Origin of the sequence: Inquilinus limosus MP06 (assembly GCF_000767795.1) — a bacterium.
In the GTDB taxonomy this organism is placed as follows: Bacteria; Pseudomonadota; Alphaproteobacteria; order DSM-16000; family Inquilinaceae; genus Inquilinus; species Inquilinus limosus_E.
In genome coordinates this window covers 1-10,147 of sequence record NZ_JANX01000188.1, presented here as the reverse complement: position 1 = coordinate 10,147, position 10,147 = coordinate 1, and the positions used below count along the sequence as shown (strand labels likewise).

The following is a 10,147-nucleotide window of genomic DNA, read 5'->3' as shown; positions in this document are numbered from 1 at the left end:
ATCTGCTGTGCCGCTGGGTCCATGTCATCCCGCGAAGGGCCGGCCGCGCCGGTCGCGGTGGTGCCGGATGGCTGCGTCGACCTGCTGTGGGCCGGCGGCCAGCTGGTGGTGGCCGGGCCGGACGTCACCGCCCATCACCCGTGCTACCGCCCGGTGATCCGGTGGTCGCGGTGCGGTTCCGGCCCGGCGCCGCGCCGCGCTGGCTCGGCCTGCCGATGTCGGAGATCACCGGCCGCCAGCTCGACCTGTCGGAGTTCGGATGTCCCTGGGCGCGCGGCCTGGCCGATCGGATCGGTGAGGCGCGGACCATGGCGGAGCGGATGGCCCGGCTGGAGGCCGGGCTGGCGCGGGTGGCGCCGGGGATCGCATTGCCGGCGCCGGAGATGGCGCTGGCCTTCCGCCGGCTCGGCCGCGGGCCGGAGGAGGCGGGGCTGGCGGCGCTGCGCGACCGCCTCGATATCAGCGAGCGCAGCCTGCGCCGGCGCTGCCATGAGGCCTTCGGCTACGGCCCCAAGACGCTCGATCGGATCCTGCGCTTCCAGCGTTTCCTGCGGCTGGCGGCGGCGGGGAAGGAGACGGGGCTGTCGGGCCTCGCCGCCGCGGCCGGCTATGCCGAACAGGCGCATCTGACGCGGGAGGTGCGGCGCCTGTCCGGCCTGACCCCGGCCACGGTCGTCGGCCAGCTCGCGGCCGGCCGTCTGCCGGACCGCGCGGCGGCCTGACTGGCCGTTCCGTTCAAGACGAAGCGGGGCGGGCGGTGGCAGGCTGGTGACCGGATCAGAGAAAAGGAGGCCCCATGGCCAGCCCCGGCAATGACCGCCGTATCGATTATATCGAGCTCACCGTCGCCGATATCCCGCGCTCGCGCGACTTCTACGGCCAGGCCTTCGGCTGGAGCTTCACCGATTACGGTCCCGCCTATTGCGAGTTCGACGACGGCCGGCTGAAGGGCGGCTTCGCCCAGGGCAGCCCGGCCGGCTCGGGCGGCCCGCTGGTGATCCTCTACGCCGACGACCTCGCCGCCACGCAGCAGCGGGTGGAGCAGGCGGGCGGCCGCATCGCCAAGCCGATCTTCAGCTTCCCCGGCGGCCGGCGGTTCCACTTCCGGGATCCGGACGGCTATGAGCTGGCGGTCTGGTCCGACCGGTAGCGCCAAAAGAAGGAAGGGGGCCGAGGCCCCCTTCCGGTACTCCGAGATTCTTGCGGAATCTCAATTGACGACGATCTCAACCCGTCGGTTCTGCGGCTCGCGCACGCCGTCGGCGGTCGGGACCAGCGGATCGGCCTCGCCGACGCCGCGGGTCACGATCTCGCTGTCGGCCACGCCATCGGCCACCAGCTCGCGACGGACCGCCTCGGCGCGGCGCACCGACAGGGCCTGGTTGTACTTGTCCGAGCCCGACCGGTCGGTGTGGCCGGTGACGTCGATCCGGGTGCTCTTGCCCTGCAGCGCGTCGCTGGCGGCCGAGCCTACGATCTGCTTGGCCTCAGGCGTCAGCTTCGAGCTGTCGAAATCGAAGAACACCAGGTAGCTGCGGGACTGGGTGACCTGCTGCACCTGCTCCGGCGGCGGCGCCTCCTCGACATCGCCGAAGGTGTAGCGCAGGCCGACCAGGATGGTGTGGTTGTTGTTGTCGTCGCCCTTGATCCGCACCCCGTTGTCCTTGAACACCGGCCCTTCGGTGCCGAGGTAGCGGTATTCCAGGGTTGCGGCCATGTTCGGCGCAAAGTTGTAGGCCACGCCGGCGATGCCCTGATAGGCGAACTTCGCCTTCGTCGAATCGAAGTACCGCCCGCCGCCGCTCGGGTTGAAGTCGGCATCCACCAGCGCCACGCCGACGCCGCCGCCGATATAGGGCACGAAGGGCGACCCGAAATCGAAGTCGTAGTAGCCGTTCGCCATCAGGCCGTAGGTGGTCTGGTGGTTGTTGCCATCGTGGCTGTTCTCCCGGATGCTGGCCTCGAGGTCGGTGCGGAAGCCGTTGCCGAAGCCGTAGCCGACATAGAGGTTGCCGGCCGGCCCGACATCATAGCTGTCGTTGTTCAGGCCGTTGTCCTGGAGGAAGTTGGCGCCCGCTCCGGCGCCGACATACAGGCCGCTCACCTGCTGGGCCATGGCCGGCGTCGCGGCGAGCAGTGCGGCCGCTCCCGCGGCGAAGACGATGCGTCTGGTCATTCCTGACTCCACGAGTTTCTCGCTTAGGATTCCGGTCCCGAATCTCGTCCCGGAATCGGACAATATCGACACATACGTCCCTGAATGTATGTCAAAATGGCGCGCAGCGGCGATGTCGCATCTTGAACTGTCGCCGGCCCGTCATAATAGGCAGACGGGTGGGGAAAGGGGCGGAAAGCCAGGCCGGCGGCGGCTTTTTCGGCCCTGTGAGGGTGAGTTGCAATCGGGCAACACCATCGCCGGATCGCTCGCCGGCAGTCTCAACCCGCACAGCGCGGACAGCAGGCCGGGCGACTCCGTCTCAGGCCGGCGGGCGGCCGTGGAGATAGTCGATCAGCCGGTGCGGCAGGCCCAGCTCGCCGAGCATCTCCTGCAGCTGCGCCATCATCGCCGGCGCCGGGCGGAGCAGGCTGACCTGCTGCAGCATCGGCTCCGCCAGGTCCAGCGCCAGCCACAGCCGGCCGCGATGGAAGGCGGCACGGACCGATCGGTCCGGATGCGCCTCGTCGATCGCCACCAGCCCCTCGGCGACGGCAGCGATGACCAGGCGCTGCGCCTCGGCCGGATCGTCGGCCCGGACCGTGAATCGGCGCTCGAACGCCTCATAGGGGGCCTGCAGGCGCTGCGGCGAGTCCGGCCGCGAGAGCACCGTGTCCAGCAGCGGCGTCAGGTGATCGGCGATCGCCTCGAACACCCCGCCGTCACGGGCGATCAGGACACGGCCCTGGAATGGGACCGGCACGACGATTGAGAGCAGGACATGGTCGGAGCGGCGAGACGCCGGCTTGTTGCCCGCTGTGTTCCACCGCTGGACGATCGCGGCCATGGTGAAGGCCAGGGACCGATGCTCGCCGTCCAGCCGCCAATCCGCCCAGTTCGCGCTTCTCCGGGGCAGCAGCCCCAGCTCGAAGGCCGGGTCGAGGTCGAACAGCACATCGGGGTCGAGCAGCGCGCCGATCGCCGGCAGCAAATCGAGGGCAGGCCCGCGGCTGCGGAGTCTGGCCGTCATGCCGCCGAGCGTCTCGGCGAGGATGGGCACCACGATCCGGTTCGCCGTGCTGCGCCACAGATTCTCGCTGAGGCCGAGCAGAAACCTGGCGCCGAGCATGGCGGCCGCCGCGGTGAAGATGCCGCCTGGCGACCAATGCCCCCGCGCGATCGGGGCCACGCCCCAGACCAATGCCAGCACGACGATCTGGCCGCAGATCACCACGGTGGCCTCGGCCGCCCGGCGCCGTTGCGCTTCCAGGGCGTCGATCGCCTGTGAAAGCCGCACGGCCGCCGCCTGCGGAAGGTCCCCCGGCACCGTGATCTCCCCCTCGCTGATGCGCCGCCACTCTGGTTCGGGACTGTGGCGAAACGTCGACCGGCGGAAAAGATCCCCTCAACGCCGCGGCGGGGCGGTGCTGGCGCGGACCACCAGGCGGTAGGGCACGGTCACGCCGCGCTTCGGCCCGGCGGCACCGGCCAGCCGGTCCGCCAGCAGGCGCATCGCCTCGAAGCCCAGCTGCCGGGCTGGCTGGTCGATCGTGGTCAGCGGCGGGTCAGTGACGGCGGCGAAGTAGATGTTGTCGAAGCCGACCACCGAAATGTCCTCCGGCACCCGCAGCCGGGCCTGCTTGATGGTGCGGATGGCACCCATGGCGATCTCGTCGCTGCCGCAGAACATGGCGGTCGGCGGCTCGGGCAATTCCAGCAGCTCGGCCATCTGCTCCGCACCGGTGGCGATCGAGAACACGCCATAGCGCACCAGCTCGGGTTGCGGCTCGATCCCCGCTTCCTCCAGCGCCTCGGCATAGCCGGCGAAGCGCTTCGGCGTCGCCGTGGTGCCGGGGCTGCCGCCGATATGGCCGATGCGGCGATGGCCCAGCCCGATCAGGTGCCGCGTCGCCTCCCGCGCGCCGGCCCTATTGTCGATCTCGACCACCGGCACGCCGGGGGCGGCGACGGGCTCGATCACCGCGACCAGCCGCTCCTGCAGCGCAGGAGCCTTCAGCGGCTCCGGCATCCGGCCGCCCAGCAGCAGCATGCCGTCGACCGCGCCGGTCAGCAGCTGGCGGGCATGCTCCTCCGCCCGCGCCGGGTCGCCGGCGGTGTTGCCGATCAGCACATGGAAGCCGGCGGCCACCGCCGCCTCTTCGGCGCCCAGCAGCACCGAGGCATGGAACGGGTTGCCGATGTTCGGCACCATCACGAACACCTGCCGCGCCTGCTGCAGGCGCAGGCTGCGGGCCATGCGGTTGACGACATAGCCGGTGTCGCGCACCGCAGCCTCGATCCGCTCCCGCGTCTCCTCCGTCACCCGCGGCGACCCTGCCAGGGCGCGGCTGACCGTCGCCACCGACACGCCGGCGATGCGGGCGATGTCGGCCATGCGCGGCCGCCCGTCCTCGGGTACTGGCGGCAGGCTGCGGCTGCGGCTCACGGCGCGGTCTCGGAATAAAGGATCATGCCGCGACGATGCCCGGAACGGCGGCGCGGGCCAAGGGGGGCGATGCGGCGGTTCGACCAAAGGGTGCATTGCGAATTGACAGGGCGTGCGATCCCCGGTTCACTTGTAACCAAACGGTTACTTCATCGGGCGGGCCACCGCTCGCGCCATCGGCAACGAACCAGGGAGGGGCGGCGATGACGGCTGCGATCGGGCGCAGATCCGTGCTGGCGGGGGCTTTGGGGCTGGCCGGGGCGGCGATGGTTCCGGCGGCGGCGCGGGCCGAGCTGGAACGGCTGCGAATCGTCTGGTGGGGCAATGACGACCGCACCCGCCGCACGACCGAGGTGCTGAAGCTCTACCAGGCGAAGGCGCAGGGTGCCGAACTGGTGGGCGAGGTCAGCAATGCCGAGTACTTCCCCAAGCTTGCGACGCAGCTGGTCGGGCGCAGCGCCCCGGACATCTTCCAGCTCGAGCCCGGCAGCTTCGCCGATTTCGTCCAGCGCGGCGCCACCCTGCCGCTGGACTCGCTGATGCCGAAGCCGATCGACACCGCCGGCATCCCCCGCGGCCTGCTCGATCTCTGCGCGCTCGACGGCAAGGTCTGGGCCATCCCGCACGGCCTCAATTCCTTCGCGCTGATGTACGACACCGCCGTGTTCAAGGCGGCCGGCATCGCCCCGCCGGACGACAAGACCAGCTGGGACGATTATGCCGCGCGGATGATCGAGCTGACCAAGGCGGCGGGCCGCGACCAGTATTGGGGCTCCTGCGACGGCAGCGGCTACGGCTACGCGTTTCAGGTCTGGCTGCGCCAGCGCGGCGCCGACCTGTTCACGGCCGACCGGGCGCTCGGCTTCAACCAGGACCATGCGGCGGAGTGGTTCAGCTACTGGGACAAGATGCGCAAGGCCGGCGGCTGCGTGCCGGCCGACATCGCCGCGCTCAGCCCGGATTCGACCATCACCCAGATGCCGCTGATCCAGGGCAAGGCGGCGACCAGCCTGGCCTTCTCCAACCAGATCGTCGGCATGCAGTCGGCCACCACCGTGCCGCTGGCCCTGACGATGTTCCCGAATGGCGGTCCCGGCGCGAAGCCGGGGCAGTTCTACCGGCCGGCCTCGAGCTGGTCGATCTATGCCCGGTCGAAGGCGCCGGAGGCCGCTGCCGCCTTCATCGGCTTCTTCCTCAACGACCCCGAGGCCGCCAAGGTGCTGGGGGTGGAGCGCGGCGTGCCGATGAGCCCGGCGACGCGGGAGCTGATCCTGCCGACGCTCACGCCGGTGGAGCGCGCCACGGTCGAGTACGTCAACTTCATCGCCGACAAGGTCGGCCCCTATCCCCCGCCGCCGCCCAAGGGGTCGCAGCAATTCGGCCGGGTGCTGAAGCGGGTGGCGGACACGGTCGCCTTCGGCACCGCCTCGATCACCGACGGCGCTGCCCAGCTGGTCGCCGACGCCAGCGGCATCCTCTGAGGAGATCCGATGACGGTCCCGGACGTCCGCCAGGTCGAGGAGTTCGACTCCCACCCCTGGCGCTTCGAGAACAACGCGACGGAGGAGCAGCGCCGGGCGCAGGCAGCCTTCGTCGCACAGCTGGCGCGGCGCCTGCCGCTGAAGCTCGGCGAGGCCTGCTATCTGTCGCCCCAGGCCTACATCTTCCCGGACAGCCTGACGCTGGGCGACCGCTGCGTCGTCGCCGCCGGGGTGCGGCTGCACGGGCAGCTGGTCGCCGGCAATAACTGCTCCTTCAACCTGCATTCCTCCGTGATCGGCCAGGTGCGGATGGGCTCCTGGGTCCGCATCGCCGCCGGCGCGATGATCGCCGGCTTCGACCATGTCTCGGACGATCCGGAGACGCCGATCGCGCAGCAGGGCGTGTCGTCCAAGGGCATCGAGATCGGCGACGACGTCTGGATCGGCGCCAACGCCGTGGTCACCGACGGGGTGCGGATCGGCAGCCACTGCATCGTCGCCGCCGGGGCGGTGGTCACCCGCGATGTGCCGGACTATGCGCTGGTCGGCGGCAACCCCGCCCGAGTGATCCGTGACCGCCGCCGGCCTAAAGGCGCGCCGCCAGCCGATGCGTTGCTGGCCGAGGTGATGGCGTTCGACGCGCGGATCGGGGAGGAGTGGCCGGCGATCCTGGCCGCCCACGCGGCGCCGCCGGGCCAGGACTCCTGGTACCGCGACCCGCGCAACGCCGACAACGCGCCGTTCCGGGCCGATTGCGACGCGATCCAGATCGCCGCGATGTTCGGCGCGGTGCCGCCGCCCTTCGACCGGGAGGAGTGGACCGCCCGGCTGCAGGCGCTGCAGGATCCGGCGACCGGTCTGTGCTTCAACCCGGACACGCCGGAGGCGGTGCGGCGCGACCCGCCGGCCGATCCCGGTGGCGACAACCTCTACAACATCCTCTGCGTCGGCTACGCGCTGGAATGCCTCGGCGCGGGCTTCCGCCACCCCGTCGCCTGGGCCTCAGGGCTCGGCGCCACCACGCTGCAGCGGGCGCTGGACGGGCTGCCCTGGGCCCAGCGCGGCTGGTCCTCCGGCGCCTGGGTCGATGCGCTGGGCACGGCCTGCTATCTCAACGCCCGCGACTTCGGCGATCCCGGCCCGCTGGCCACGCTGATGGGCTGGCTGACCCTGCGGGCCGACGCCACGACCGGGCTGTGGAGCGGCCCGGTGGGCGACGACTGGCTGCAGCCGGTGAACGGCTTCTACCGGCTGACCCGCGGCACCTATGCCCAGTTCGGCCTGCCGCTGCCCTATGCGGAGCGGACGATCGATTCCGTCCTGGCTCATCTCCGCCGTTACGGCGGGTTCGCGCAGACCGGCTTCAACGCCTGCAACGTGCTCGACGTGGTGCATCCGCTGATGCTCTGCGCCCGCCAGACCGGCTATCGCGCGGCCGAGATCGCGGAGGCGCTGCGCGCTCTGCTCGCCGCCGCGCTCCGGCACTATCAGCCGGGCCGCGGCTTCGCCTTCAGCCGCGGCGAGCAGCCGGGGCTGCAGGGGACGGAGATGTGGCTGTCGATCGTCGCCCTGATCCTGACCCATCTCGGCCTGGCGGATGCGGTGCGCTTCCGGCTGGTCGGGGTGCATCGTTGGGGCCCGGCGCTGCCGGCCAACCGGATCTCGCCGGGATGGTGAACCTTATCCCCACACGCCGGACACCGGGCGCGCCCGCTTAGCGCTCAGCTCCGCCTCCAGCCAGGCGCGGAACAGCTGCACTTTGCGCTGCCGGGCCTTGGCCTCTGTTGTGACGAACCAGTAGGCGATCTCGGTCGGCGCGGCGACCGGGAAGGGGCGCACCAGCCTTCCGTCGGCCAGCGCGTCGGCGGCGACCAGCTGCCAGGCCATGAACACGCCCTGGCCGGCCAGCGCCGCCTCCAGCGCAGGGATCGGGTCGGTGTAGGACGGGCCGGACAGGCGCGGCGGCGCCGCGACACCCGCGGCGGCGAACCATTCGGCCCAGGAGATCAGCGAGCCCTCATCGCGGATCACCGGCACCGATCCCAGGTCGGCCGGGTGCTTCAGGCACTGCGCCAGGGCGGGGGAGCACACCGGGAACACAGTCTGCGGCACCAGCTTCTCGGCCAGCACGCCCACCCAGCCGCCGCGGCCCATGCGGATGGCGCAGTCGACATCGCTGGCGGCCAGGTCGATGGTCGCGGCGGTGGCGACGAAGCGCAGCTCGATCTCCGGATGCGCGCCGGTGAAGCGCGCCAGCCGCGGCACCAGCCAGCGCGCGGCGAAAGCCGATCCGGCGGTGACGGTCAGGATGCCGGCCCGCTCCGCCGCCAAGGCGCCGATGGCGTCGGCCAGCATGCGGAAGCCGGCGTCGAGCATCGGCTGGATCCGCTGCAGGTCCGGCGTCGGCACCAGCCCGGCGGGGGCGCGCTCGAACAGCAGAACGCCCAACCGCGCCTCCGCCCGGCGGATGTGCTGGCTTACCGCGCCGGGCGTCACCCCCAGCTCCTTCGCCGCGGCCGACAGTGACCCGCCGCGCGCCACCACCGCGATGGCGCGCAGCGCATTCAGCGGAATCGGGAAGGGCGAGGGCATGCCCCTTCTTGATCGGGCCGGGGCGGACTGTCCAGCGTCGCCGCATCCGATGGCCGAAGAGGCATTGACTCTTAAATATCCAATTGGTTATATATCTATATGGTTTTAGAAGACTCGCTCACCCTCAGATTCGCCGCGCTCGCCGATCCCACCCGGCGCGCCATCCTGCTTCGCCTCACACAGGGCGAGGCGACGGTGTCGGAGCTGCAGGCCCCGTTCCGGATCAGCCAGCCCGCCATCTCCAAGCACCTCAAGGTGCTGGAAGGGGCGGGGCTGATCGAGCGGGGGCAGGCCGCCCAGTCGCGGCCGCGGCGCCTCAACCACCAGGCGCTGAAGGAGACAGTCGAGTGGTTCGACCACTTCCGGAACCTCTGGAACGACAGCTTCGACCGCCTCGAGGAGCTGCTCGAGGCCAACATCAAATCGCAGAAGGACGATCGATCATGAGAGCCGCGACCGCCGCCGGTACCGAGTTCGTCATCACCCGCCTGTTCCAGGCGCCGCGCCCGCAGGTGTGGGAGGCCTGGACCAGGCCCGAGATCCTGGCGCAATGGTTCGGCCCGAAGGGCGTCACCAGCACCATCAAGACCTTGGACCTGCGCCCGGGCGGGATCATGCATGGGCGGATGGACTCGCCCGGCGGCAGCCCGATGTGGGTGAAGTTCCTCTATCGCGAGGTGGTCGAGCCCTCGCGTCTGGTCTGGGAGCATTCTTTCGCCGACGAGCAGGCCAATGTCGTCTCGTCGCCGTTCGGCGGGGCGTGGCCGCTCAGGATCCTGTCGACCCTGACCCTCGTGGAGGAGGGGGCGGCCACCCGGCTGCATCTGGTGTGGACTCCGCTCGACGCCAGCGCGGAGGAGCGCCAGGCCTTCGCCGGCATGACGGAGTCGATGACCGAAGGCTGGGGCGGCACCTTCGACAAACTCGACGAGCAGCTGGCCAAGCGCTGACCGGCTCGCCACGCCTATGGAGATTTTCTATAGGTGTGGGGAGACACTGTCCATCGTGGCCGCCGCGCCGCGGATCTATCTCTTGGAGAAGATCTGCCTAGGAGGCCACGATGTTCTCCTTCCTCCGGCGCCGGGATGGCCAGCACCGGCCCGACGGCGCCGAGGCGCTGCTGCGCATGACCCCGCGCGAGCTGGCGGACCTGCCCTTCTGGGCCGAGCCGCCGCAGCCGGACTGCACCGACGGCGCCCCGGCACCTCACCCGCTCACAGCCCGAACCGCGCCTCGGCGTCTGCCAGCGTAAGGGCCAGGAGCGGGCGTTTCCCGGCCAACAGCGTCAGCGGCCCGTCCGACGGGAACTCCCAGCCAGGACCGCCGAAGCGGAGACGACCGGTGGCGGCGGCGCGGGTGATCCGGACGCCGGCGGCATCCGGCTGCAGCACAAGCAAGGGCACCGGCAGGCGCAGGGGCCAGGAGCGACTTGGCCGGTCGAGGAATGCCACCACTCGCCCCATCGCATCCGTC

The 10,147-nt window shown here is 70.8% G+C and carries 12 protein-coding genes; 7 read left to right on the top strand and 5 right to left on the bottom strand.

The window, feature by feature from the left end; genetic code table 11:
• Window positions 1–722 (top strand): helix-turn-helix domain-containing protein (locus tag P409_RS16065; RefSeq protein ID WP_238578704.1); only part of this gene is annotated, 722 nt, incomplete at its 5' end.
• A 74-nt stretch (window positions 723–796) separates the two neighbouring features.
• The gene (locus P409_RS16060) at window positions 797–1,150 is read left to right on the top strand and encodes a VOC family protein (RefSeq protein ID WP_034839098.1); all 354 of its coding nucleotides are present in this window, start codon (window positions 797–799) and stop codon (window positions 1,148–1,150) included.
• A gap of 60 nt (window positions 1,151–1,210) precedes the next feature.
• On the opposite strand, the gene P409_RS16055 is transcribed toward P409_RS16060, so the two are convergent.
• From P409_RS16055 to P409_RS16045, 3 genes are all read right to left on the bottom strand, one after another.
• Window positions 1,211–2,176: an OmpA family protein gene (locus P409_RS16055; protein ID WP_034839095.1), complete on the bottom strand. Its 966-nt coding sequence runs from the start codon at window positions 2,174–2,176 to the stop codon at window positions 1,211–1,213.
• Between the two features lie 301 nt (window positions 2,177–2,477).
• On the bottom strand, window positions 2,478–3,482 hold the full coding sequence (locus P409_RS16050) for a DUF3137 domain-containing protein (protein ID WP_034839092.1): 1,005 nt from the start codon (window positions 3,480–3,482) through the stop codon (window positions 2,478–2,480).
• A gap of 78 nt (window positions 3,483–3,560) precedes the next feature.
• Window positions 3,561–4,601, bottom strand: a complete 1,041-nt coding sequence (locus tag P409_RS16045; protein WP_161790408.1) for a LacI family DNA-binding transcriptional regulator — start codon at window positions 4,599–4,601, stop codon at window positions 3,561–3,563.
• A gap of 203 nt (window positions 4,602–4,804) precedes the next feature.
• Between P409_RS16045 and P409_RS16040 the strand changes: the two genes are divergently transcribed.
• Together P409_RS16040 and P409_RS41570 are read left to right on the top strand one after the other, a co-directional pair.
• Window positions 4,805–6,082, top strand: coding sequence for an ABC transporter substrate-binding protein (locus P409_RS16040; protein WP_034839090.1), 1,278 nt, complete (start codon window positions 4,805–4,807; stop codon window positions 6,080–6,082).
• Window positions 6,083–6,091: 9 nt separating this feature from the next.
• Window positions 6,092–7,759, top strand: coding sequence for an acyltransferase (locus tag P409_RS41570; protein ID WP_034839089.1), 1,668 nt, complete (start codon window positions 6,092–6,094; stop codon window positions 7,757–7,759).
• Window positions 7,760–7,762: 3 nt separating this feature from the next.
• Here the strand turns inward: P409_RS41570 and P409_RS16030 are convergent, their stop codons facing one another.
• On the bottom strand, window positions 7,763–8,674 hold the full coding sequence (locus P409_RS16030) for a LysR substrate-binding domain-containing protein (protein ID WP_034839088.1): 912 nt from the start codon (window positions 8,672–8,674) through the stop codon (window positions 7,763–7,765).
• 99 nt (window positions 8,675–8,773) lie between these two features.
• Here P409_RS16030 and P409_RS16025 point away from each other — a divergent pair, with 99 nt between their 5' ends.
• From P409_RS16025 to P409_RS37990, 3 genes are all read left to right on the top strand, one after another.
• Window positions 8,774–9,121, top strand: a complete 348-nt coding sequence (locus P409_RS16025; RefSeq protein ID WP_034839087.1) for an ArsR/SmtB family transcription factor — start codon at window positions 8,774–8,776, stop codon at window positions 9,119–9,121.
• The gene (locus P409_RS16020) at window positions 9,118–9,624 is read left to right on the top strand and encodes an SRPBCC family protein (RefSeq protein ID WP_034839086.1); all 507 of its coding nucleotides are present in this window, start codon (window positions 9,118–9,120) and stop codon (window positions 9,622–9,624) included. The genes P409_RS16025 and P409_RS16020 overlap by 4 nt, the downstream gene beginning before the upstream one ends.
• 110 nt (window positions 9,625–9,734) lie before the next feature.
• Entirely contained in the window at window positions 9,735–9,926 is a 192-nt protein-coding gene (locus P409_RS37990) for a hypothetical protein (protein WP_152613409.1), read from the top strand.
• Here the strand turns inward: P409_RS37990 and P409_RS16015 are convergent.
• Window positions 9,889–10,147 (bottom strand): hypothetical protein (locus P409_RS16015; protein ID WP_034839085.1); only part of this gene is annotated, 259 nt, incomplete at its 5' end. The genes P409_RS37990 and P409_RS16015 overlap by 38 nt on opposite strands.